A 26,223-nucleotide genomic window follows, 5' to 3' on the forward strand; every position below is an offset into this window, starting at 1 on the left:
TATCATCACCACGCAATTTCGGAAACCGGCAGCGGTGTATTGCGTACCATTTCACTGACTGCCCCGTTTTTAAAGCGTATGATGCGATCCGCCATCTGTGCAATAGCCGCATTGTGTGTGATGATGAGAACGGTCATCCCTGCCTGGCGGCTCAGCTTCTGTAACAGCCCCAAAACCATACGCCCGCTTTGATCATCCAGCGCGCCGGTCGGCTCATCGCAAAGCAGCAGCTTCGGTTTTTTGGCAATGGCTCTGGCAATGGCGACCCGCTGCTGTTCTCCTCCGGAAAGCTGCCCGGGGAAATTACTGCTTCGATGTGACAATCCGACGAGCTTCAGAATTTCTCCTGCATCCATGCTGTCCTTCTTCATCTGATTTGCCAGCTCGATATTCTCAAGGGCGGTCAGATTCGGTATGAGATTATAAAACTGAAACACAAAGCCGATATCATAGCGCCGGTATTCCACCAGCTGTCTGTGATTGCAGGCGGTGATATCTCTGCCATCCACAAGCAGTTTTCCACTGGTAGCGGTATCCATACCGCCCAGAATATTCAATGCCGTCGTCTTGCCGGCACCCGATGGTCCCAGGATGACCGCAAGCTCACCCTGCTCTACGGAAAAGCTGGCACCGTCCAGGGCCCTGGTTATGACATCTGCACTATGATAATGCTTTGTGATGTTATCCAATGTGATATATGCACTCATAAAGTCCTCCATGATTTCTATGAACAATTATAAAGTGGAACGTAAAGCGTATCAATAAACAATATGCGACATGCTGTTGAGTGATTGAAATACAGCGGCCGGCATGGTATCATAAAGCAAGGTGAAGTGTAACAGAAAAGCTGTGCAGGCAGCCTTGCATGATTAGAAATGAGAATATGCGATACCTGTATAATTATGGTCTTCATTCGCAAACCTTATTCCCGTGATACACGTTCCTCATTCCTGCATGAAAAACCTATCAGCCACATATACAAACAATTCATGAAAGTACGCCTCTATTGAGCACTATGCAATCTTTCGGATTAAGACAGCATGGCGTAGGGCGGCTTTGCATATGGAAAATACGTGCATATTGATGGATAACAGAGAGCTTCCATAAGCAGATAATCATGACCGTATTCCATACTGTGCACAAAAACCTAGAGGCAATCAAAATTCAGCCGGTACATGTTTGGATGACATGCTGTATCCGTCAAAGCATCCGCTTAAACATGTGAAGGCTGCAATGCATAACGCTTTATGAAATCGAAAGAAAGAAGGGGAACGCCGCTATGAAAAAACAGCCGCAGATTACAGAACAGACAAAGGACAAGCTGCGCTCAGCCTTCTGGACGCTTTATTCCAGTAAGCCGATCGATAAAATCACCATAAAGGAAATCACAGATCTGGCAGGCTATAACCGGGGAACCTTCTATTTATACTATAAGGATGTCTATGATATCTTTGCATCCATAGAGGCCGAGCTGCTGCAGGCATCTGAGCAGATTCTTGAAACAGCAAGAGAAAGCGAGCTGTCCGGGTTAAAAAATCATATGAGCATGATTATGGAGCTGGCCAGGAAATATTCCGCCTATGTAAGTGTATTGCTGCGGGACCCTTCCAGCAATCAGTTCAGCAGGAAGCTGCGGGAAATGATATGGCCAATACTGCGTCCGTATGTAATTCAGCATCCCTGTACCGAGCAGGAGGAAAGCATTCTGGAGGAATTTTACCTCTGCGGTCTGCTTGCCGCAATTTCAAGCTGGGTCAAAGAGGAGGAGCCGCTTCCCATTGATCAGTTTATCAGCTTTGTGTTATCAACTATACTGCCATTCAGCTGGAAAGCCTGAACACAGGATTGCAGGCAATCAGGAATGTATGCAGGAAGCATATGCATACGGATGCTGCGCATACAGAACCGTGAAATTGTCTGCGGATTATCCACATGTATATAGGATGATCGAGCCAGCTGTGAATTGCATATATGCATACAGGGCTGCAGGAAAATCATGGAACTGTCTTATGAGGTGTGCGCATGAATTTTGAAATGAGATGAGAGGGTGACGATATGAGGATAGCTATTGTAGAGGATGAGCAGGATTTAGCCTTGGAGCTGCATGCACTCCTGCAGAAGCTGGGCAGCCACAGCATTGCGCTGTTTCCCGGAGGAGAGCAGTTTCTATTCGCATGGGAGGAGCAGCCCTATGATCTGGTGTTTCTGGATATACAAATGGAGGGTATGAACGGTTTAAAGATAGCTCGCAAAGTACGGGAAAAGGACGCACACGCCTATCTTGTGTTTTTGACAAATGACCCCTCCTTCGTATTTGAAGGCTATGAGGTAAATGCCGTCCGCTACTGGCTGAAGCCGGTACAGGAGGAAAAGCTCTGTCAGCTGTTGGATCAGCTGGAAGCACCGAAAGCGTATCTGTTATGGTCCATAGATGGAGAACTGCGCAAGCTGTATGAGGAGGATATTTATTATTTGGAAAGTGATGCACATTATGTGCGCTGTCATCACCGCAAGGGGATCTTCCGCATGAAGGGCAGCTTTCAAAAGGAATGTGCCGGACTTTCCGGCGACTTTCTGAGCTGTCATCGCAGCTACTGTGTGAATCTGAATCACATCCATGCACTGCGCAAAGATGGCTGTATGCTGGATAATCAGGAATGCATCCCGGTAAGCAGAGGAATGAAACAGCGGGTGCAGGAGGAAATTATGAAGCGCTGCAAGCGGGATTTGTTATGCAGATTCTGATACTGCTGCCGCTGCTGGTTCACCTGTGGCTGCTTCGGAAGCAGAGAAACAGACTGCTGTGGGAGGCTGCCGCTTCCCTGATTGTCTTTTCTGCACTCCTGTATACAGGGGATCGCCGGCTGTATGCCGCATTTCTTCTGCTTATTTTTATCCTGGATACAGGCGGGGAGTATATCCTGCATATCATCGTACCCGTTTTTATCCTGCTGACCTGGCCGCTTTCGTATGCCCCCTTTGTCTGGACACTGCTGGAGCTTGTGCTCGTACTCTATGATAAGCTGATGATCCGCAGCTATGAACAACAGCTGCAGGAATATCAGAATAAGGTATTTGACCGGCAGGTGCAGGAGGTGGAGCATATGTATACCACTATGCGTGCATGGCGGCATGACTATCATAATCACCTGCAGAATCTCAAGGCGAAGCTGCGGAAGGCGGAGCTGGAGGAATCGCTGAGCTATCTGAATGAGCTGGAACAGGAGCTGGATGATATCCGGCAGCTGGTGGAAACCGGGAATGCCAATATGGATGCAATCCTCAACTCCAAGCTTTCTCTGGCACTGGCGCAGGGAATCGATATCAACGTGAAGGCTAGCGTTCCCGAAAGCATACCGTTTCAGGATACGGATATGTGTGCTCTGCTGGGGAATCTGGCGGATAACGCGGTGGAGGCCTGTGCCAAGGTAAAGGAGCAGCCGTTTTTACGGCTGTATATCGGTCTGTACAAGGGACAGCTGTATATCTCCTGTACCAACGCCACCAGTGAAGCTGTACGTAAGCTGGATGCGGACTATGTGACAAAAAAACGCGGCAATCACGGACACGGGTTAAAGCGTATGAACCTGATTGTTGAAAAATATGACGGCTTTATACAGCGGAAAAACGAGCCCGGAGTATTTCTTACGGAGATCATGCTGCCGCTGCAGGAATCCGACAGAACCCGAAAGTGAAATGCTGTGGGGAACACAGAGGTATTCTCTGCTGTATGCATAATTACGAACACAGCGAAATCCGCTTTATGTTGTACTGCCCTATATCCGATTATCGAGGAGGTATACAACCATTCGTGTACGAAAATCTGCAATTCGTGCACGTTTTGTTATTATTGCGAGCTTTTGCTTTATACTGCAGTTGTGAGGTGAGAATATGAAAAAAACGATACCGGGAAATATGCTGTATCTGCTTAAAATTTTATGGAAAATCGACCGTCACACCTTTTGGAGCATGCAGCTTCACATACTGCTTGGCGCGATCGTCCCCTTTATTTCTGTACTGATTCCCAGTGTGATTATAAATCTGCTGTTGAAGGAACGCTCGCTATCAGATTTTGTACTTGTGCTGGGAGGGCTGTTGCTGCTGTATGGAATCCTGCAGGGACTGGTCAGCTATTTAAACGAATACAATGCATTTGCGTTTATCAAAAGCCGGGGGTTGTATTTTGTCCGTAACGTATATATGGGAAGAGCACATCTGGACTATGCTATGCTGGAAAATGAGGAATACAAGAAAATACTGGAGGATGCGGTAGAGGCGATCGAATCCAATAACAGCGGACAGGAGGGAATGTTCCATGACTTCATCATCTTTGCCACATCACTTCTGGGACTGGTGCTGTATGCACTGGCTAGCTCTGGACTCAGTATATGGTTTGTACTTGGTCTGCTTCTGCTAGTGGTTTTGCAATATGCATTATTTTCCATTGCCAGACATTATGAGTATTCACACCGCTCAGAGCTGGACGGCTATCTTATCGAAACGCGCTATCTGAATCAGATTGCATACGACACAGCGGCAGGCAAGGATATTCGCCTGTATCAGCTGCAGGATTGGATCAACGATAAATTTGAGCATGTAAACCGTTTGATTGCCCGTATTCGCACCAGGGATTACAGTGCCTATATGCTGGTGGATACGCTGGGAGTGCTGCTGGATTTTGTGCGGGATATCGCCTGCTATGCATTTTTGATCAACCGGCTGATTGCAGGAATGGCGATTGATGAGTTTGTATTCTATCTCGGTATTATTTCCGGCTTTTCCCTCTGGTTTAAAAAGGTGGAGGAAAGCTATGCGAGAATGTCGGTGAACAATGTACTCATCAATCGGATGCGTACGGCATTGCATATGAAAAACAGGATGCATCACGGCAGCGGTGTCAAATTGGATCAGAAAGAGATTACGATTACCTTTGATCACGTGTCCTTCTCCTATCCGAATCAGGATAGAAGCATACTGGAGGATGTTTCCTTTACCCTGCAGGATGGAAAAAAGCTTGCACTGGTCGGCGCAAACGGAGCCGGGAAAAGTACAATCGTAAAGCTGATTCTAGGCTTTTATACACCAAGTGCGGGGAATATTTATATCAACGGCACGGATATATGTGAGCTGGATCTGGATGATCTGTATACGCATATCACAGGTATTTTTCAGGATGCAGTGATGCTCAGCTATTCCATTGCGGAAAATGTAAGCATGCAGGATATTTCTGACACCGATCTACGGCGGGTGAAGGACTGTCTCAAGCGCTGCGGACTCTGGGAGTTTATATCCGCACTTCCGCAGCAGGAGCTGACGCATATCGGCAAGGATATCGAAGAGGATGGAATTCAGCTGTCCGGAGGTCAGAAGCAAAAGCTGTTTATGGCCAGAGCGCTGTATCGCGACTTCGGGTGTCTGTTGCTGGATGAACCGACAGCTGCACTGGATGCACTTGCGGAAAAAGAACTGTATGAAAGCTATCATGAGCTGACACAGGGAACCTCCAGTCTGTTTATATCTCATCGGCTGAGCTCCACAAGATTCTGTGATGAAATTCTCGTGCTGGATCAGGGGCATATCGCAGAGCGGGGAAGCCATGATGAGCTGCTGGCAAAGCAGGGGATTTATGCGGCGATGTTTCAGGCACAGTCGCAATATTATGAGAAAGAGGGTGACGGATGTGAATGCATGGCAGGAAATTAAAAAATTCACCGGTATTGTCCGGTTGAGCAATTCGCATATTGTCTGGATCTGGGCCGGCTATGGAATTACGAATGCGCTATCTCCGTTTATCACCCTGTATTACTCCGCAGAAATTCTGAATCAGCTGATTGTAAAAGAATATACGGCTGCATTTCAAACGGCGCTTCTCATGTGCACAGGGGTACTGTTCTGTTCCCTGCTGGCAAAGGCGTTTTATAACCGTCTTAAGGTTATCTGCCGAACAGCGGTACAGCGAATTGATCAGAAGCTGCTGTATAAGGCGATGTGCATGGAATATGAGCGTATGGAAACACAGGAAACCATGGATACGCTAAGAAGAACACGCAATTCCAGCAACGGTTCCGGAAAGATTGACTCCGCAATTGAGAATTTCGCATTATGCAGTTCCTCACTCTGTACGATCCTTCTGGCATTGTTTGCGTTAGGCGCTATGATGCTGCAGATTCACACATGGGATATCTATCTCCTTTTGCTGCTGGCGGTTTTGGCTGTATTTCTGTTATTTAAAAATGCATTCGCAAAGAAGCACGGCGCTCTTCTCGAAAAGCTGTGTAAGGAAAATGATCATAACAATGCTCTGGTTAATTACCTGTGGGGGTTGTTCTACAGGATGGAAACGGCTAAGGAAATCCGTCTTTATCATATGGATGCTTTGTTTGAAGCGAAAAATGATGAGCTTATGCAGGATCCGGCTTTCCGCAGCTTCGGCAAGGATAACGGAAAGCTGCTGTTTCAAAGTGATCTGCTGGGGCAGGTGCTTTCCTTCAGTGCCTACATGTATGTAGCTACTCTGGCCATGCGTTCCATCATATCCATCGGGCAGGTGTTGTATATGGCGGGAATCATCCTGAAGGCAGTGGATGCGATTGCAAACTTTCAGGTAGACTATGCACAGCTTCGCCATCAGCTCTCCTATCTGAATGCGTTTTATGATTTCCTGCATCTTCCCAATATGCATTATGACGGAACGCTTCCCATTGAAAAACGGGATGATGGAGAATATGAATTTGTATTCCGTCATGTTTCCTTTCGTTATCCGCAACAGAAAAACGATGTCCTGCATGACGTGAATATCCGGTTTCATGTAAGGGAAAAGCTGGCGATTGTGGGGATGAACGGTGCAGGGAAAACCACGATTGTGAAGCTGCTTTGCCGGCTGTATGATCCAAGTGAGGGAGAAATATTATTAAACGGAATCAATATCCAAAAGTACGATTATGCAGAATATACAAGTATCTTCTCTGTTGTGTTTCAGGATTTTGCACTGTTTTCTTATCCGCTGGATGAAAATGTTGCCGGAGCATCTACACCGAACGATAAAAGGATTGCGTCTGTCCTGCAGCGTCTGGATATATGGGAGCGCATCAAGTCGTTTACCGATCAGGAGCACAGTCTTCTGTTTACGAATTATGCGAATGGTGTGAATGTGTCCGGCGGAGAGGCACAAAAGCTGGCTATTGCCCGAGCTTTGTATAAGGACGCTCCCTTTGTGATTCTGGATGAGCCAACCGCCGCACTGGATCCGCTGTCGGAAGCGGAAATTTATGAGCATTTCGATATGCTGGTAAAAGGAAAAACAACCCTGTACATCTCTCATCGCATGAGCTCCTGCAAATTCTGTGACCGTATCATTGTTATGAAGCAGGGGAAGGTGGAGGAAGAGGGGACACACGATACTCTGCTGAAGGAGAATGGCGTGTATGCACAGCTCTGGAATACGCAGGCGCAGTATTACAGTGAGTAATGGTGTTTCTTATGGATTTCTTAAACATGAGCATCTGTTGGTCAAGGCAGCAGCATATGAAATTCTGTAAACCATTCCGATATTGAAAAGAGAATTCTGAAAAATGGATGCCGCCTTTTATTTGTTATTTGAAAACAGGATATATAATAGAAAGCATGCGCTTTAACATTTGCTAACAGAATTTTAAGAAGCGTGATGCTACTATTTACTAATTTATTTAGAATTTCTTAAATAATTACAGCTTTATTGGGTGTCTTTCGTTAGCATATCAATGCTAGTAATTCTAAGTGGCAGTAAATAATTATTCAAATTTTACCAAAAACATGTTATTATATAAATGTTGATATATATGTACAATTACTACGTATTATAAATATCTTATTTACAAAGTTATACTTTATGAAATTGTCTAAAAACAGCAGATTATGCTGTTTTTTTTGCATAAGAATAAGGAAAAATGCCCTTTTATACACGTGTTTATATATGTATAGGTTTATGTATAATACATGTGGATTATGTAGCAATTTGAAATATGGGCGTGGTATGCTACATAAAGAAAGAGAAAGCTGGTGAAAGAATAGAATGAATAAAATAAGCATATGAAGCTTAAATAAAAATGTACAAGCTATATGGAGAATTGAATTATGGATAGGAGAGAAAAGCATGAAGAAGATAAAAATGATAATGATTATACTCTGTACTGCTATTTTTATTGCAATGGGATTATCAATAAAAGTAAATGCGAAAAATGCAGTATCTGTTATGGAACAGAAATCACTTGATGATGTATCTAGTGAAGAAAAAGGTCCTATCGATGATATAGATAAAGTAAAAGGAGTTCGTCAAATTATGGCGGCTGGAGTAATTGATGAGAACTTTGCTTCAGCCATATATGATGCTTTTCAAAAGGAAGGTTTTTATGGGGACGATACCAAAACGATACGAGAGATTCTAGGTGAATATTCCAAGAGTATTGATGCTTCAAATAGAGGTATTAAAAGCATTCAGGGCATCGAGTGGTTGAGAAATACTAGGTTTATAGAATTAGGAAATAAATACGATGCACTTAATCCTGAAATTAAGAATGAGATTAGCGATCTCTCCCCTCTTTCAATAGAATATATAAATCGCATCAACCCTTCATCTGATGATGTTTTGAAATGGTTTAAAAATAAGAGTAATCTTGAAATTCAACTAGGGGGGAATCCAATCAAAAATTATGGGAAATGTGTTGGAGGCTTACAATTAACATATGGAGGTAGAGCATTACCGCTTATTCAGTCCAATAATTTAACAGCTATAAAATCAGGAAAGGAAAAGAATTGGAAGGTTGTTAAAAATATTAGACTGCCTGAATTAAAGAAAGATGGATTTGATGTAACGTTTTCAGGGAAAAAGCAAAATGGAAATCAACCCCTTACTAGAATAGAAAAGAGTATAACCACTGTTAACAGTGATGCAGAAATAAATTATGAGGAACTTAATAAGAAGAACTTACAAATTGACAATATAAAACATAGTGGAGATCTTTGGGCTACACTGGGACATGAAGCTAAGGATGCAATTGATTTCTTTAAATATAATTCAATAGGCGGAGGTGTCGATATAAGACTTGATCCGGATTATATCTCATATAGTTATGAGACTACTTTTAGAACTCGTATCTATACACCGGTAATTGCGGAAAGTATAGCAAAAGCCAATATCAAAGTAACGAAACTAATAACAGAAAACAAATCAGGAATAAAAAGAGTGAAGGGAGCAAAATACTATTTATATAATGCAAATACGAATTCGAGATTCTCAGATAAGCAGTATATCACAGATGAGAATGGTGAATTTATGATTGTAGATAATCTCCCATCAGGGGATTATTACTTACTTGAATTTGAAGCTCCAAATGGATTTAATCTTAATAAAAACAAGGTGAAATTCTCTATTTTTGAAGATAACAATGGAGTTCGTGTAACTGGTGGTGATAAAAACCTTAATGTAAATGCAGGAAATATCCAAGAGGATGTCGATGTGGTATATATTGATCGGTACTCCAACGATGTAGAAGTGAAGATTGAGGATATTCCAGATGCAGTTTTAGACCATGTTGAAATGAGCTATATAGATCGTGAAACTCAGAAAGAAAAAGAAGTTGAAATCACACAATCCTTTCTGTCTGCACAAGAAGCTTCTGCGTGGTTATCTAATTGGATAAACGTTAATAAAGGAAATGCGGAAAACATAGGCAGTATTGATGGTGAAGTGAAAATAAAAGTATACTACACCTATACAAAAAAGTTAATTACATCTGATTCAAGATCTGTTACAAATGTTGATTTCAATAAAAAGGGTAGCTATAGAGATGATGATAAAAATATTGTATCTCCTTTGGCAGGGGCTAAATTCAAATTAGTATGTACACATAAGCATGATGAAAATTGTAAAAGCAAAGACGGAAAATATAGCAATTGCAGTGATGCACATTCAGATTATACTGATTTTATAACAGAAAGAGGATGTAATTGGAGTAGCGAGGCTATAAGCAACAAAGAAGGAAAAGTTTTGTTTACAAATATTAACAGTGGTGTCTATGAGCTGACGGAAACAAAAGTACCTGAAGGATACAAGGAACCTAAAACATCATGGACAGTAATTGTAGATGCAGCAAATGATAAATTTACAATAGAAGAGGATAATGTTATAAATAACTGCAAATTAGAATGGAATCAAATGGATGGCTTTACGATAATAAACGAGAAACGATTTCAACCAGTAATACCGGATGAACCTACTATACCAAATACACCAGATAAGCCGATATATGAAGAAACTGTAAAACAGAACACACCCAAGACTGAGCAGAAAATAAAATTCAATAAAAATGCAAAAACAGGAGATTATTCAGATATGAGTTTTTGGAGTCTGGCTGCGCTTATATCGGTAATTACTATTTTGATTATAGTGACACAGAAGAGTAGAAATGCAAAAAATAATTAATTAAAAGCAGAATGTTTTCTGCCGTATACCTTTGCTATAAAATGCTGTTGGATAAGGCGGAATTTACATTGGAGGAAATAAAAAAGGTGTCAGCAATACGTTGTTGGGGATTCGTTCATTTCAGCAAGAGGAGCTGGTGCCGTACCAAGGAGTCCTGTATCTTGATTACACAGAGAGAATGTTCCTTTGAATAAAGCTGTTTATGTTAAGTATGTTAGTAAGTGACGTACTCTCACCACTTATGCTAAGACTAGCATAGAAGTGGGAGCTTCTTGTTCGATAGAACCAACGTTCTAAGCATAAGCAAGCTATCCCCGCTCGTCCAGCGGTTCTTTGTAATCCTTATTTCCTAACTCCTATGTAATCGTATGCCTTCATCACGTATATTCTTCGCTGCATTGATATCACGATTCTCTACGTAACCACATATTGGACATTGATAGGTTCTTTCATTTAACCCTATCTTATTCTTTGCTCCACAGTGATTACATAGCTGTGTGCTGGCATACCATTTATCGACCTTTATAAATCGTTTTCCTTCATCTTCCAACTTATATCTTAAATAATTTCTCAAGATCCCAAAGCCATTATCCATAAGATTCTTTCCTAGCTTCAATGCCTGACTCATTGCCTTCATGTCGATATCTTCTACAACAACCATATCCCAAGAATTGGCTATCTTCCTGCTTTCTTTATGTAGAAAATCTTTTCTTTGCTGAGCTACATGGGCATGCAGCTTGGCTACCTTGTTTCTTTGCTTCTTATAGTTATTACTTCCTTTGACCATCTTGGAAAGTTTGCGTTGTTCTCTTGCTAATCGCTTCTCACTCGCACAGTAAAAATGGGGATAGTCACATACCTGACCTTCACTATCTACATATAAATGTTTTTGCGAATAATCAAGACCTAACACATGTACTACTTCTTTCCTTTCTACTTTATTTTCATATTCAAACAGACATGTCGCAATATAACGATCCTGCTGTTTGCTTATCGTCACTGCTTTTAAGATCCCCTGTGGTATGCGATGCATACGGATCCTTACATTACCTGCCTTTGGTAAACGTAGATAGGTCGTTTGATTTTGTATCATACTAAATAATCTAATATTTCCATTGACCATATTCGTCGTGTAACTTTGTTTCGCCTGATGCTTTGATTTCCATTTCGGAAAGCCGATATCTGTTTCTTTGAAGAATTTTTTAAAAGCAGCTTCTAAATGAAGTTGAGCGTTTGCTAAGGCCAAAGAATCTACTTCCTTAAGAAACGGATGCTCTTTCTTATAGGATGCAGGTGTCGTTTGTTTCATCTTCTTAGTTTCTTCATAATATTTGATTTTGTCATCTAACATATGATTATATAAAAAGCGAGTACAACCAAATGTTTTGATAAAGAGGAGCTCTTGCTCCTTGTTTGGATAGATTCTAAACCGATACCCTTTTCTTGACACCATTCTTCTCACCTTGACTTTCGATATAAGCTTTGATGATGTCGGTGGTGACTCCTCCTGTACTGATCAAACAGAAACTCTGACTCCAAAATGCCTCTTTCCAAAGTTTTTCACGAATTTCAGGGAACTCCTTTTTCAATAAACGTGAACTGGCACTCTTATATGCATTGATAAACTTTGTAAGACAAGAGTTAGGGTGAGCAGAGAACAGGATATGAATATGATCGACATCATGGTTCCATTCTTGAAGAGAGATGTTATAGGATCTGGCAATATGAAGAAAGATCTCTTTTGCACGATCACTGATGACATCATTGAACACACGACGCCGATATTTCGTTGTCATAATCAAATGATAATGGAGAGCAAATACCGAATGAGCATTACTGTCTAAATAAAGCATAAATACACCTCATTTCGCTATATCGACCGAAACCGTTTTTATACTCATATTATACCACAAAACAGCCTGATTTACCATACTTGTAAAGGGAAAGCCAAAGGAAATATGGCTGCATTCATCCCTCCATCTACTTATCGTCGTAGAGATGGGGGACTTCTGCCTGTTGTTTGTTAAAAAAATATTTAAAGAAAGTAGTTCATACAGAGTCTCTACCTCACATCAGGATACAAGCAAATGAAACACTAAAGAAGAAATAAATTCCTATGATTCGGGAGGTTTATTTCTTCTTTTATATTCAAGGTCAGGGCGAGTTTTGAAGCATCTATGGAATATGCGATCCATCTGCTCTGTACGGAATCTTCAAATCATACTGCACAGCTTGTTATACGTCAGTGGCAAAACGGAAAGCAACGCATAAAGCGGCTATATCCTGGGGAAGCTGGCAATCGCTGTCATCAGCCATGACAGCTCCTATATGCTATGCAGGCTCTCTTGCTATTGAACCGGTAAACCGAGACCACAGTTTACGAAAAAATGTAAAAAAAACTATCTTTTTATTTTCATACAGGGCAAAAAGCGTTAAAATGAATCTGTGCTATGCGCAAAAAGAAAAGAAAGAGTTAATTGGAGGTAAGACATGAGCGGTTTTTTTGGAGTAGCTTCAAAAGAAAACTGTGTACTGGATGTGTTTTTTGGTGTAGATTACCATTCACATCTGGGCACGAGACGTGGAGGAATGGCGATACATGGAGAAAAGGGCTTTGCCCGTGCCATTCATAACATCGAGAATTCTCCGTTTCGTACGAAATTTGAAAAAGATATTGAGGAATTTGATGGAAATCTTGGAATCGGATGTATTTCAGACAATGAGGCACAGCCGCTTCTAGTAAAATCCCATCTGGGATCCTTTGCCATCACAACGGTTGGCCGTATCAACAATCTGGAAGAGCTGCAGAGTCTGTGCTTTGAACGCGGTGTTACACACTTTCTGGAGATGAGTACCGGAGAAGTGAATCCGACAGAGCTGATTGCTTCGTTAATCAATCACAAGGCGACGATTGTTGAAGGTCTGCAGTATGTACAAAGTCTTGTCAAGGGCAGTATGAGCATTCTGCTGATGACACAGTATGGCATTTATGCCGCAAGAGATTTGCTTGGAAGAACACCGATCGTTCTTGGAGAAAAGGAAACAGGTTTCTGTGCAACCTTTGAAAGCAGTGCGTTTTTGAATCTGGGCTACCATCACTACCGTGATCTGGGAGCCGGAGAAATCGTCTTCATCACACCGGAGCGCATTGAAGTATTGCAGAAGCCGAAGGATAAAATGAAAATCTGTTCCTTCCTGTGGGTATATTACGGTTATCCGACATCTACCTATGAGGGCATCAATGTGGAATGTATGCGGAACCGCTGTGGTGAGCTGCTTGCAGGACGTGACAATGTTGACAATGTAGAGGTAGATAGTGTCGCAGGTGTTCCGGATTCCGGAATTGCACATGCTGTGGGTTATTCCAATGTTTCCAGTGTGCCGTTCGCAAGACCGTTTATCAAATATACACCTACCTGGCCGAGATCCTTTATGCCAACAGGTCAGATGCAGCGGAATATGATTGCGAAAATGAAGCTGATTCCGGTACAGGAGCTCATTCGGGATAAGCGTCTGCTTTTAATTGATGATTCCATTGTGCGGGGGACACAGCTCGGCGAAACCACGGAATTCTTATATGAAAGCGGCGCAAAGGAAGTCCATGTCCGCCCGGCCTGCCCGCCGATTATCTTCGGATGTAAATATCTGAATTTTTCACGCTCAAAATCAGAGATGGATCTGATTACGCGCAGAGTCATCCGAAAGCTGGAGGGGGATGATGTATCCAGTGAGGTACTGGCAGAATATGCAGATCCTGACAGCGAACGCTATCAGAAGATGTGTGAGGAAATTCGCCAGCGCTCCAACTTTACATCTCTTCGCTATCATCGCCTCGATGATATGATTGCTTCCATTGGGCTGGACAGATGCAAGCTATGTACATATTGCTGGGATGGCAAGGAAGACGACGAGGAGTAGGGAAAAGAAGCTTCGTCTGCTTTCTGAAGGAGAATAGAGCGGATAGTGATAACATCTTACCTGTTTTTGAAATAATAAAGAATCGGAGATACCTATGCAGTTGATGCAAGTCAGGCATAGGTATCTTCTTTTTTTGTAGGAGCAATATTGCTTTCTGTGTAATTTACTGCAGTAAGACAAAAGAGCCAGTTGCTTTCAAAAACCAAAAGAATACAGCGCATGTGCTTGACAGCTAACGATTATTAGCCTATACTGATGATAGAAAGCTAATGATTGTTAGCCGAAGGGAGAATACAATGAAACAGTTATCCACAAAGGAGCGTATCCGTACAGAGGCGCTGCATCTGTTTGCACAATATGGATATGATGCAATCAGTGTCGCACAGATTGCAAAGGCGGTAGGCATACAGGCTCCGTCCTTATACAAGCATTATGCAAGTAAGGAGGACATATTCCTTGCCATTATAAAGGAAATGGAGAAGCGCTATGCGCAGCATGCTGCCGGGATGCAGATCAATGGCAGTAATGCTATGGAAGACGGAAAGCTGTATACCCGGATTACCGATGAGCAGCTTGTCGATATGGGCATACATATGTTTTCTTATTTTCTTCATGATGCGTATGAGAGCAGCTTTCGGAAAATGCTGAATATGGAGCGCTACCATAATCAAAGACTTGCAGAGCTGTTTCAAAAGCAGTATTTCGATGATGCAATTGCATATCAGACAGTGATTTTTCAACACTTGATGAAAGCAGGTATTCTGAAGCCGCTTGATCCGCAGATTACGGCACTGCAGTTTTATTCACCAATCTTTCTGCTGCTTCAGCTATGCGATTCCAACCCACAGTATGAACGAACGGCAATTGAACTGCTTCAGAAGCATATTCGACAATTTCTGAAGCTGAATTCTACAAAGGGTGACTGATATGAAGGTTACGCTACTACATGGTCAGAATCACAGGCAGTCATCGTGGCATGCGGCACACCTGCTGCTGGAGCAGCTGCCGGTGGAAACCCTGCATGAATTTTATTTACCTAAGGATATGCCGCATTTCTGCTGCGGCTGTTATCGCTGCATGGAGCTGGGAGAGGACTTCTGCCCGCACACAGCATATATGGCTCCTATTATGAAAGCGATGAAGGAAGCTGATTTACTTATATTTACAACGCCTACCTACTGCTTGCGGACAAGCGGTTCCATGAAAGCATTTCTGGATCACTGCTTTCTAAATTTCGTTGTACATCGTCCCCTGCCTTCCATGTATGATAAGCAGGCGGTAATCTTGGCCTCCGGTGCAGGCAGCGGGATGAAAAAGGCCGCAAAGGATATACGGACGAGTCTGACAGGATGGGGAATCTCCCACATAAGCTGCTACGGCTTTCGCTCCAAGGCGACTACATGGGAAGCAGTACCGGAAAGCATCAAACGAAGACTGACGACAGACCTTGCAAAGCTCGCCGGCCGTATCAAACGAAAGCAGCACCATAAGCGTATCAGCTGGAAACAAAAGCTGATGTTTCATGCAATGCGACAGATGCAAAAGCACGGGATGGGGGCAGGAGAGCTGGACTATCAATACTGGAAGAAGCGTGGATGGCTCGAAAGCAGTCGCCCATGGACGGATGATGAATAGAATACGTGTATTTACTTCCGGCGCACTCCTTGCATTTGCCTGCTATTGTGTGCTGTTTGATAGAAATCTGCCCTTTTCGCTTCCTTTCCCTGTTTATGCTGCCGCGTTTCTTTACTTTAGCGTGTTTCCGATAAAGGATATGCTGTCTTTCTGCAATACCACCTTGTATAAAGGTCGGCAGTTTCAGAAAAATTATGAGGCCGGGGAGGAATCCATGCAGGTGCTTTTCACGGAAAAACGCAGCTATGACCGGCGTGCTGCCGGCGCAATGTTGTTCTGGCTGACCTTTCTCGCTATCCCCGGCTATCTGTACTGTAACGGTCTTCTCGATCGGATCTGGATATTCCTCCTGTTTACTCTCTCCAATTTTTCTGTATTCTTCGCCATATTCGGCTGGTGCCCGTTTCATTCCATCTTCATTCGTCCGGACTGCTGTATGGAATGCAGAATCTACAACTGGGACTCCTTCTTCCAATACAGCTTTCTGATCTTCTTTCCCAATGTATTCACCCTCACACTGGTTCTGCTCGGTGTGCTGTCCCTGATAGTCTGGGAAATTCGACATGCACTGCATCCGGAGCGCTTTTACAAATGCAGCAATGCACGTCTTACCTGTGAAAACTGTGACCTTGACGGCTGCCGAAAACACAAGAAAAAACTGTTTCATAAGACGCTGAAAGAAGAATATAGAAACAAATGAATGGATAACGCTGCTGTAAAGGATCAAAAGGTCATAAAACAGCCGGGTATTTTTGGATTATCAAAATCTGCTCTTGACGAAGCAGCATCGTGTGAGTATCATAAATACTAGCATTTAAAAAGGGAGAGTAGAAATTTTATGGAGGTAGCGGAATCAAAGAATTTAATGACAGAGGGAACGATATGGAAGAAAATCATATTCTTCGCCCTTCCCCTGTTTTTGGGAAATCTGTTTCAACAGCTGTATAATACAGCGGATTCATTGATTGTAGGAAATTTTCTCGGCAGCAATGCACTGGCTGCCGTCAGCTCGTCGGGAAATCTCATCTTTCTGATGGTCGGCTTTTTCAACGGTATCGCAATCGGTGCAGGGGTTGTGATTGCCCGTTATTTTGGAGCCAGAGATATCGACAATATGCAACGGGCGATTCATACAACAGTCGCCTTCGGTCTTGTTTCCAGTTTGAATCTAACGGTGCTCGGCGTACTTCTGGCACCTCAGATTCTGATCTGGATGGATACACCGGCGAATGTTCTGCCGCAGTCGGTAACCTATTTCCGCATTTATTTTATGGGCTCTCTGGGGCTTGTCATGTACAACATCTTTGTGGGCATCCTGCAGGCGGTAGGTGACAGTAGACATCCGCTGAATTATCTGATCATTTCATCAATTATCAATATCGTGCTGGACATCGTATTGATTGTCGTCTTTCATATGGGAGTTGGCTCTGCGGCCTTTGCGACAATTCTTTCACAATTCGTCAGTGCATTTCTATGTATGAACCGGCTGCTGCGGACAAAGGACAGCTATCGGCTTTCCCTGCGCAAAATTCGCTTTCACAAAGATATGCTCGCACTGATTATCCGCTATGGTCTGCCAAGCGGTCTTCAGAATTCCATCATCGCCATCGCCAACGTGGTCGTGCAATCCAATATCAACGGCTTTGGGGAAATGGCAATGGCCGGATGCGGAGCCTATTCAAAAATCGAGGGGTTTGCGTTTTTGCCAATTACCAGCTTCACCATGGCACTGACAACCTTTGTCGGTCAGAACCTGGGGGCACGTCAATACGAACGTACGAAAAAGGGCGCAAAATTCGGTATGCTGTGCTCCATGGCGATTGCAGAGGTGATCGGAATTGTCATTTTTCTGGGGGCACCGCTATTGACAGCAGCCTTTAACAATGATCCGCAGGTGGTAATGTTTGGAACCGATAGAGCCAGAACCTCGGCAATGTTCTTCTTCCTGCTGGCTTATTCACACTGCATATCCGCCATACTGCGCGGTGCCGGAAAATCCATGGTACCAATGATTGTCATGCTGCTGTTCTGGTGTGTGGTGCGAGTGACCTTTTTAACGGTTATGATTCACTTTTTGAATGATATCGCCGTTGTATACTGGGTATATCCGCTGACATGGTCCTTAAGCTCCATCGCCTTCTTCCTATATTATCGTAAGGTGAACTGGATGCATGCGTTCGAGGCGGCCTGAGACACACACACTTGTTTCCAACCGGAAGGCCTGTATGCGCGTCATAGTAGCTATGACATTTTTCGCTAGTTGCAGGATAGGAGTTCAAAATATTTGCCTTTTAATTCCAAACGGCTTCAAAAAACGCTTCAAATCCGGGCACGATGACATACTGAGCTGAAAAGACTTTACAGAGATGAACATACATATTGAATGAAGGAACAGGTAACCTGCATGCGGGCACGCTGTTCTTTTTATATGCGGTTTTTATAACATTAAGGAAGCATACAGCTGTAGGGCAAAGAATACAGCGGCTTTTGCTTCATGCGATATCTGCCGAGAACGTACGGTGAAATATGAAATTGCCTGTTCGCTATTGACAGGGAGCAGCTACAAACGGATAACGCCCCATCGATTAGGAAGCTGACAAAATTCTTTTCTTTTTTCCTCAGAACTCTTATAATGAAAAGAGCAGCTCAGAAAGAACAACAATACGTGATGCTTTACGCTGGATACTATGAAAGAAGTGAAATGATGAACAATATAAATATCGGAATGCTGGCACATGTGGATGCCGGCAAAACAACGCTGTCGGAAAGTCTGCTGTATGTGTCCGGGAGTATTCGTCAGCTGGGACGGGTGGACCATGGAAATGCCTTTCTGGATTATGATGCACAGGAAAAGGATCGCGGTATCACGATTTATGCCAAGCAGGCAATCTTTGACTGGAAGGATACACGCATTACCCTGCTGGATACACCGGGACATGTGGATTTTTCCGCAGAAATGGAGCGGGTGCTTCAGGTGCTGGACTATGCAGTGGTGATCATCAATGCACTGGATGGCATACAGTCCCATACGGAAACGATCTGGAAGCTGTTGCAGCACTATCATGTTCCTGCTCTCGTATTTGTGAATAAGATGGATGTCAGCCATACAGAGCGCACACAGATCATGGAGGATTTGAAACGGCATCTGGATGAGCATTGTGTGGATGTTACCCTGCAGGATGAAGCATGTCAGGAGCAGCTGGCCATGTGCAGTGATGAATTGCTGGAAAGCTATATGGAAACAGGAGGAATTACCGATGAGCAGCTGGCGGATGCGGTTGCGCAGCGAACCATCTTTCCCTGCTGCTTCGGCTCTGCACTGAAAATGGAAGGAATTCAGGAATTTCTTGATATGTTAAACTCCTGTACAAAGGCTCCGGCATATCCGGAAGCATTTGGTGCCCGGATATTTAAAATCAGTCGGGATGAGAATGGAAACCGTCTGACGCATATGAAAATCACCGGCGGCAGTCTCAAGGTAAAAACGAAGCTTGCGGAGGATGAAAAGGTCGATCAGATTCGTCTGTACTCCGGAACCCGTTATCAGCTTTGCGAGGAGGCATGCAGCGGCTGTGTATGTGCAGTAAAGGGATTGACCGATTTTCATGCAGGAGATGGTCTTGGCTTTGAAAGGAGTCGGCAGGAGGTTCAGCTTACCTCGTTTATGAATTATCGTGTGCAGCTTCCAACGGGCTGTGATCCCTTTGTCATGCTGAAGCAGCTGCGCCAGCTGGCGGAGGAGGATCCACAGCTGCATGTAAGCTATGATACTCATTTGAAAGAGCTGCATGTACGGCTGATGGGGGATATTCAGACCGAGGTATTAAAGCATACCATACAGGAGCGTTATCATACCGCAGTGGACTTTGATGAGGGCAGTGTTGTATATAAGGAAACGATATTGAACACAGTTGAGGGGATTGGCCATTATGAGCCGCTGCGTCATTATGCAGAGGTGCATCTTCTTTTGGAGCCCCTGCCGAGAGGAAGCGGTCTGCTCTTTGAAAGTGACTGTAAGGATGAGGTGCTGGACCGTCACTGGCAGCGTCTTATTCTGAGTCATTTGCAGGAAACGGAGCATGTCGGCGTTTTGAGCGGGTCTCCCATTACCGATATGAAAATCACCCTGCTTTGTGGCCGTGCCCATCAAAAGCATACCGAGGGTGGAGATTTCCGGCAGGCAACCTATCGGGCATTGCGGCATGGACTGCGCAGTGCAGAAAGCATACTGCTGGAGCCTTACTATGAATTTACCCTTCGCATTCCCCCTTCCTGCGTCAGCCGTGCGGTATTTGACATCGAGCGCTTTCACGGTACCTTTACCCTGCAGGAGGACAGTGGGGAGATGAGTGTCATCAGCGGCAGTGCACCGGTACGGAAGCTGCAGAGCTATCCACAGGAGGTATATGCCTATACCAAGGGGAAGGGACGCCTGTTCTGTACACTGAAGGGCTATGAGGCGTGCGCAGATGAGGAGGATGTGCTGAAGGAAGTGGCATATGACTGTGATGCAGACATGGATCATCCGTGTGGTTCCATCTTCTGTTCTCATGGAGCGGGCTATTATGTGCCTTGGAATGAAGTGAAGCAGCATATGCATATGCAGAGTGACTGGGGCCGTATGCAGCTGAAAAGGGAAAGCTATCAGAGCTATACGGCAAAGCCTGTGGATGAAAAGGAGCTGGAGGAAATCTTTATCCGTACATACGGTCCGATCAAGCGAAGACCACCGCAGAAAACGAAACCCGCCTCGAATATTATAGATTTGGAAAAACAGAACATTTGCTATCAGCCGCTCCCGGAATGCCTGCTGGTGGACGGATATAATGTGATTCACGACTGGGAAGAGCTGAAAGCCATGGCAAAAGAGCATCTGGATGCGGCACGGCATCGATTGATCGACATCATGTGCAGCTATCAGGGGTATCGCGGCTGTGAATTGATTCTTGTCTTTGATGCCTATAAGGTAAAAGCAGGTATCGGCTCCTCTCATAAAGAGGGAACGATTCATGTTGTGTATACAAAACAGGCGCAGACAGCCGATATGTATATTGAACAGGCAACGCATCAGCTTGCGAGTGAATTTCGTGTAACTGTGGCAACCTCTGACGGTATGGAACAGCTGATTGCCAGCGGACAGGGGGCATCCCGTATGTCATCCCGCCAGCTGTATGCCGAGGTATTGCGCATGAAGAACACCTCGGTAAAGGAATTTGAGCGGAAGCAGCTGCGCGGCGGTGCGGAGCCGCTGAAAAAACTGCGGGAATACCGGATTGAGGATGCTGATGAGGAAATGAAATCATAAAACAAAAGCACCGGAAAACATGGTATGATGGAAGCGTCAAAGGTTCCTTCTGCAGAAGATCTGTGCAGGTTTTGATATAGAAAATACATCGCTGTAAGGGATGGTACTGCAATGTATCGCCTTTCTACCGGTGTTTTTTCATATCCATCATGTACTCACAAGCCTATCCGCTGTAGAAGGAAACAGGGCTGAACAAAACGAAAAAGAGACCCTCATGCTGCAGAGCATATAAATGAAAATGCCATGGAATCAAAACAGACCCTATTGTGCCGGCATGCAGACTGCTTAAATTTCTCTTTGTGCAGGACATCAAAACCATGGTATGCGCTTGGTTTCTGAAAAGCAAATACCCGCTATGATTCTACAGCGGCTTCATTTCTGTGTGCCGGAATAGAAAGCTTTTGAAAAACGGTATACACAGCAGTCCTGTGTTTTTTCTTTGTATGACAGGGGTAAAAGGATGCAGAGTGTGATAAAATAGAAAAAAGGACAAGAGCATATGGCGGCAGCTTATCCTGATACAGGCGTTATTCAGAGTACCTGTGTTTGGGTGTGCCGGCCTAAAAGGAGGTAAGACCATGTACCGACTATCATGGAATAGCATAACAAGCGAAACACGGATTCCGCAGAAAACATCCGCAAATGCAGGGAAATACCGCAGTGAAATTGAAAGTGACTATCATCGGATCATCCGCAGTGCATCCTTTCGCAGACTGCAGGATAAGACACAGGTATTCCCGCTTGACAACAGTGATTTTGTGCGCACAAGACTGACGCATTCTCTGGAGGTATCCTCCATCGCAAAGCTGATTGGCAAGCAGGTATGCATACAGGTGCTTGATCAGCAGCTGGCACCTGCCGGGGATCAGCCGGATTCCTTGAAGGTTATTGAAATTCTCAACTGTGCAGGTCTTCTGCATGATATTGGCAATCCGCCCTTCGGTCATTTTGGAGAAAGTGCAATTCGCAACTGGTTTGAGAAAAATCTATCCCTGTTACAATTCAAGCAACGGCCTTTACAGGCATGGCTGGATGATCAGCAGCAGGCAGACCTTCTGTATTATGAGGGCAATGCCCAGGCGCTGCGTATAATCACAAAGCTGCACCGTCTCACAGGACGAAGCGGTATGCATCTGACCAGCAGTGTTATGGATACGATTATCAAGTACCCGGTGAACTCTCTGGAAAAGCTGGCAGAGGATACAAAGGAAAAATCAAAGCGCAGTCTGCTCAGAAAAAAGGTCGGTTACTATCAGAGTGAAACGGATCAGTTTCTGGAAATCAAACAGAATACCGGTACAACGGGCTGCCGGAATCCGCTGTGCTTTATACTGGAGGCGGCAGACGATCTGGCTTATACCTTTGCGGATTTGGAGGATGGCTATAAAAAAGGTCTGTATTCCTATGAACAGCTGCTAGATGTAATCGTGGAAGCGCAGGATGAGCGGGGAGCGGAGCTGCTGCGGCAGGGGCTGGAGGAAGGACGCCAGCTGAAGAAAACGAGTGAGAAGGGCTTCGATCCTTATCAGCACGCAGTTTTCACATGGCTGACAAAGAAACAGCTGTTCAGTATTTCCGGTGTGTCTGATGCATTTTTGAAGCATTATGATGCGATTATGAACGGGGAATTTGATCAGGAGCTGCTTGCGGTAAGCAAGGAGGGACAGCTGATCCGAAGTCTGAAGCAATTCGCCTTTGACAGAGTTTATAATGATGCCGCAATATTAAAGCTCGAGCTGATGGGGAATGAAATCATCACCTTTCTGCTGGATCGCTTCATGGATGCACTGCTGCCCTATGACAGCGGCTTGAACATGAGTGAAATACAGGAAAAATACATTGATCTGCTTTCCGGAAACTACCTGAATACCTACCAGTATACTGCACAGGATAAGGAGGATGGCGAACGGCTGTATCTGCGTTTACTGCTGGGAGCGGATTTTGTGGCCGGCATGACAGACAGCTATGCAATCCGTCTGTATCAGGAGCTGAAAGGAATCTAGGTGATGCTATGAAGCAGGAAATCTTTGAACAGCTGAAAAGGGAGCTATGCGCCTGCCGGCTCTGTGAAGGAAAATTTGACCATGAGCCGCGTGCGATTTTTCAGGGGGCGCAGGATGCAAACATCATGCAGATTTCACAGGCACCCTCTATTCATGTACATAACAGTGGTCTGCCCTTCCATGACGCCAGTGGGAAAAAGCTGCGCAGGGAATGGTATCAAATCGATGATGCACAGTTTTATGATGAGCATAACTTCTATATCGCTTCCATGGGACACTGCTATCCGGGAAAGGGGAAACAGGGAGATAAAAAGCCTCCCAGAATCTGTGCCAGAACCTGGCTTATGCGTGAGCTTGACGCGGTGGATAATCAGCTGTATATCATCATCGGGGCAATGGCCGCAAGGGAGCTGTTTCCTGAACGAAGCTTTGAGGAGCTCGTATTTCACGATCAGCAGCTGCGTGGAAAGCCGACTCTGGTGCTGCCGCATCCATCTCCACTCAATGTACGCTGGATGAAGGAGCATCCGCAGTTCGAAGCGGATCGCCTATTGCATATCCGAAGGCTGATACATAGGGCTTTGCAGCTTTGAAGGCAGGATTTCCTGTTGGATATCACCATATTCTATCGGAAAGACAATTAAGAATTGCAGGAAGCAGGATGCCATACAATGGGCATACTGCATGGATGTAAGGCTTTCTGTATTATCATGAGCAGTCCTGCACAGGTATGTTATACAGCAGTAGGGCTTAGAATAAGGAGTGCCGTTTGCTTGTTGCACAAAGCAGCATGCGGGTGCTCCCTTTTATTCGTGAAAAAGTAAACCTAAGGACCAGCAGCTTCCGGTGATGTGGGAAGGCATACAGGCGCTGAAAGCAGCCATTGCAGAAAATAAAAGAGCTGTATCTATCAGACGGTATAGATGATTGCTATGGTGCATTAAGTAAGGAACCTGCTGTGCCTGTTTGTTTGCACATCCGGCAGGGGTAAGCAGATTTCTGTGTTATTTTCCATAAACAGGAAAAAAGTTTACTTTCTTTATGCAAATCACTTTAAAAAATAAAGTTGCTATGGTATAGTATGGATGTAAAGCAGGGAAACACATGCTGCAGGAGGTATTTATGAAATCTTACGACGCAATTATCATCGGCTTTGGAAAGGGTGGAAAGACCCTTGCTGGATATATGGCAAAACAGGGAAAACGGGTGGCAATGATTGAAAAATCAAATCAGATGTATGGAGGTACCTGCATCAACGAAGGCTGCATTCCCTCAAAGTCCCTAATCATACAGGCAGATAAGCAGTCCTATGGGCAGGCGGTAGAGCGCAAGGAAGCACTCATCGAGAAGCTGCGAAAGAAAAATTTTGACAAGCTGGATTCTCTGGAGCTGGTCGATGTCATCACGGCAAAGGCTTCCTTTGTCAGTGACCACGAGGTACATGTACAGGGGGCAGGTGTGGATGAAACCCTCTATGGAGACTATATCTTCCTCAATACTGGTTCTGTTTCAAACATTCCCAATATAAAGGGGATACACGAGGCACGGCATATTTACACAAGTGCGGAAATGATGAAGGAACGCAGTCTTCCTGCAAAGCTGGCCATTATCGGCGGCGGCTACATCGGTCTGGAGTTTTCCAGTATGTATGCACGCTATGGAAGCACAGTCACTGTATTTGAGCATGGAAGCCGTCTGGTAAAGCGTGAGGATCAGGATGTTGCGGATGAGATTCAGAAGGTGCTGGAGAAGCAGGGGGTAGGCTTCGTATTTGAAAGCAGTGTAAAGGAGTTTGCCAATGAAGGGGAACAGGTTGTGATTACGTATGATGATGCGCATGGTATACAGCAGAAGCTTACAGTGGATGCAGTCCTGCTGGCGGCCGGAAGAAGTGCCAATACAAAGCAGCTCCATCTGGAGAACACCGGAGTAAAGCTGGATCAGCGCGGCAATGTCATCGTGAATGAGTATCTGCAAACCAGTGTGCCTCATATATATGCGATGGGTGATGTAAAGGGTGGATTGCAGTTTACCTACATTTCTCTGGATGACTATCGCATTGTGAAGGATCATCTCTTCGGAAACAAGCAGCGAACTACAAAAAATCGCGGTCATATCGCTTATTCCGTATTTATTTCACCAACCTTCTCCCGTGTGGGACTGAGCGAACAGGAGGCACGGGAACAGGGCTATGCCGTAAAAACGGTTTCCATGCCAGCCGCAGCAATTCCACGAGCGAATGTCATTTCACAGCCCGATGGTCTTTTAAAGGCGGTTATTGATACAAAAACAGATCAGATTCTAGGCTGTGTACTGTTTTGCGCAGAATCTGAGGAGGTTATCAATTTTGTACAGCTGGCTATGAATCAGAGGCTGACGTACCAGGAGGTCGGAAATCACATCTTTACACATCCGACGATGAGCGAGGCCCTGAATGATTTATTCAGCTGATAAAGCGGTTTAAAGCATTCGAAAGAAATGAGACAGGAGGCGTGTCAGGAAGCTGTAGCTTTCTTCTATGGTTAGGAATTCTCATGATGCAGCCCTGTCTATCTTGTAAACAACATAAAATAAAGGAGGAAAACATGATGTCAAATGTAATACATGCAAAGGAAGCGGAATTTAACGAACTGATTCAAAAGGAGGAACTGGTACTGGTGGACTTCTTCGCTACCTGGTGCGGGCCATGTAAGATGCTGGCACCGGAAATCGAAAAGCTGGCAGATGAGTTTGAAGGAAAGGCGAAAATTTTAAAGGTGGATGTCGATCAGGAGCAGGCACTGGCTATGCGCTACGGGGTACAGTCCATTCCAACGCTGATCGTATTCAAAAACGGCGTACAGACTGAAAAGCGCCTGGGCTATCAGCCGTATCCGAAATTGAAAGAAATGTTAAACAGATAG

At 44.4% G+C, this 26,223-nt stretch carries 19 protein-coding genes; 16 read left to right on the forward strand and 3 right to left on the reverse strand.

The genetic code is table 11. The features are described 5' to 3' along the window. Positions 1–5 precede the first annotated feature (5 nt). Positions 6–707: an ABC transporter ATP-binding protein gene (locus tag ACESPQ_RS05475; RefSeq protein WP_373144048.1), complete on the reverse strand. Its 702-nt coding sequence runs from the start codon at positions 705–707 to the stop codon at positions 6–8. Between the two features lie 572 nt (positions 708–1,279). Here ACESPQ_RS05475 and ACESPQ_RS05480 point away from each other — a divergent pair. The 6 genes from ACESPQ_RS05480 to ACESPQ_RS05505 all read left to right on the forward strand — a co-directional run bounded on the left by ACESPQ_RS05480 (position 1,280) and on the right by ACESPQ_RS05505 (position 10,459). Continuing rightward, entirely contained in the window at positions 1,280–1,837 is a 558-nt protein-coding gene (locus tag ACESPQ_RS05480) for a TetR/AcrR family transcriptional regulator (RefSeq protein WP_373144050.1), read from the forward strand. A gap of 218 nt (positions 1,838–2,055) precedes the next feature. Beyond that, entirely contained in the window at positions 2,056–2,745 is a 690-nt protein-coding gene (locus tag ACESPQ_RS05485) for a LytR/AlgR family response regulator transcription factor (protein ID WP_002608197.1), read from the forward strand. Next, positions 2,733–3,695 carry a sensor histidine kinase gene (locus ACESPQ_RS05490; RefSeq protein WP_002608198.1) on the forward strand — a complete coding sequence of 321 codons (963 nt, stop codon included), beginning with the start codon at positions 2,733–2,735 and terminating at the stop codon, positions 3,693–3,695. Before ACESPQ_RS05485 ends, ACESPQ_RS05490 begins: the two co-directional genes overlap by 13 nt. 196 nt (positions 3,696–3,891) lie before the next feature. After that, positions 3,892–5,703 carry an ABC transporter ATP-binding protein gene (locus ACESPQ_RS05495; protein WP_373144052.1) on the forward strand — a complete coding sequence of 604 codons (1,812 nt, stop codon included), beginning with the start codon at positions 3,892–3,894 and terminating at the stop codon, positions 5,701–5,703. Continuing rightward, entirely contained in the window at positions 5,681–7,468 is a 1,788-nt protein-coding gene (locus ACESPQ_RS05500; RefSeq protein ID WP_373144053.1) for an ABC transporter ATP-binding protein, read from the forward strand. Before ACESPQ_RS05495 ends, ACESPQ_RS05500 begins: the two co-directional genes overlap by 23 nt. Positions 7,469–8,131: 663 nt before the next feature. Beyond that, entirely contained in the window at positions 8,132–10,459 is a 2,328-nt protein-coding gene (locus tag ACESPQ_RS05505; protein ID WP_373144054.1) for a prealbumin-like fold domain-containing protein, read from the forward strand. Between the two features lie 349 nt (positions 10,460–10,808). Here the strand turns inward: ACESPQ_RS05505 and ACESPQ_RS05510 are convergent, their stop codons facing one another. Then, positions 10,809–11,912 (reverse strand): RNA-guided endonuclease TnpB family protein, encoded by a 1,104-nt coding sequence (locus ACESPQ_RS05510; protein WP_373144055.1) that lies wholly within the window; start codon positions 11,910–11,912, stop codon positions 10,809–10,811. Then, complete coding sequence (gene tnpA, locus ACESPQ_RS05515) at positions 11,884–12,312, reverse strand: IS200/IS605 family transposase (RefSeq protein ID WP_008727296.1); 429 nt, start codon at positions 12,310–12,312, stop codon at positions 11,884–11,886. The genes ACESPQ_RS05510 and tnpA overlap by 29 nt, the downstream gene beginning before the upstream one ends. Before the next feature lie 637 nt (positions 12,313–12,949). Between tnpA and ACESPQ_RS05520 the strand changes: the two genes are divergently transcribed. The 10 genes from ACESPQ_RS05520 (at position 12,950) to trxA (ending at position 26,223) form a co-directional block, all read left to right on the forward strand. Then, on the forward strand, positions 12,950–14,377 hold the full coding sequence (locus tag ACESPQ_RS05520) for an amidophosphoribosyltransferase (RefSeq protein WP_002608203.1): 1,428 nt from the start codon (positions 12,950–12,952) through the stop codon (positions 14,375–14,377). Positions 14,378–14,673: 296 nt separating this feature from the next. After that, positions 14,674–15,303: a TetR/AcrR family transcriptional regulator gene (locus ACESPQ_RS05525; protein WP_002608204.1), complete on the forward strand. Its 630-nt coding sequence runs from the start codon at positions 14,674–14,676 to the stop codon at positions 15,301–15,303. Position 15,304: 1 nt separating this feature from the next. After that, positions 15,305–16,012 carry a flavodoxin family protein gene (locus tag ACESPQ_RS05530; RefSeq protein ID WP_002608205.1) on the forward strand — a complete coding sequence of 236 codons (708 nt, stop codon included), beginning with the start codon at positions 15,305–15,307 and terminating at the stop codon, positions 16,010–16,012. Next, a complete protein-coding gene (locus tag ACESPQ_RS05535) occupies positions 16,005–16,712 on the forward strand; it encodes a hypothetical protein (protein WP_002608206.1) in 708 nt (235 codons plus the stop codon). Before ACESPQ_RS05530 ends, ACESPQ_RS05535 begins: the two co-directional genes overlap by 8 nt. Positions 16,713–16,850: 138 nt before the next feature. Continuing rightward, positions 16,851–18,203 (forward strand): MATE family efflux transporter, encoded by a 1,353-nt coding sequence (locus ACESPQ_RS05540; protein ID WP_373144056.1) that lies wholly within the window; start codon positions 16,851–16,853, stop codon positions 18,201–18,203. A gap of 510 nt (positions 18,204–18,713) precedes the next feature. Continuing rightward, on the forward strand, positions 18,714–21,317 hold the full coding sequence (locus ACESPQ_RS05545) for a translation factor GTPase family protein (RefSeq protein ID WP_002608208.1): 2,604 nt from the start codon (positions 18,714–18,716) through the stop codon (positions 21,315–21,317). A gap of 578 nt (positions 21,318–21,895) precedes the next feature. Further along, the gene (locus ACESPQ_RS05550) at positions 21,896–23,320 is read left to right on the forward strand and encodes a deoxyguanosinetriphosphate triphosphohydrolase (RefSeq protein WP_373144057.1); all 1,425 of its coding nucleotides are present in this window, start codon (positions 21,896–21,898) and stop codon (positions 23,318–23,320) included. 8 nt (positions 23,321–23,328) lie between these two features. After that, complete coding sequence (locus tag ACESPQ_RS05555; protein WP_002608210.1) at positions 23,329–23,913, forward strand: uracil-DNA glycosylase family protein; 585 nt, start codon at positions 23,329–23,331, stop codon at positions 23,911–23,913. Positions 23,914–24,442: 529 nt separating this feature from the next. Then, positions 24,443–25,771 (forward strand): FAD-dependent oxidoreductase, encoded by a 1,329-nt coding sequence (locus ACESPQ_RS05560; RefSeq protein ID WP_038274541.1) that lies wholly within the window; start codon positions 24,443–24,445, stop codon positions 25,769–25,771. Positions 25,772–25,905: 134 nt separating this feature from the next. Next, positions 25,906–26,223, forward strand: a complete 318-nt coding sequence (trxA, locus tag ACESPQ_RS05565) for a thioredoxin (protein ID WP_009587873.1) — start codon at positions 25,906–25,908, stop codon at positions 26,221–26,223.

The organism is Clostridium sp. HGF2, assembly GCF_964240115.1.
Classification (GTDB): Bacteria; Bacillota_I; Bacilli_A; order Erysipelotrichales; family Erysipelotrichaceae; genus Clostridium_AQ; species Clostridium_AQ innocuum.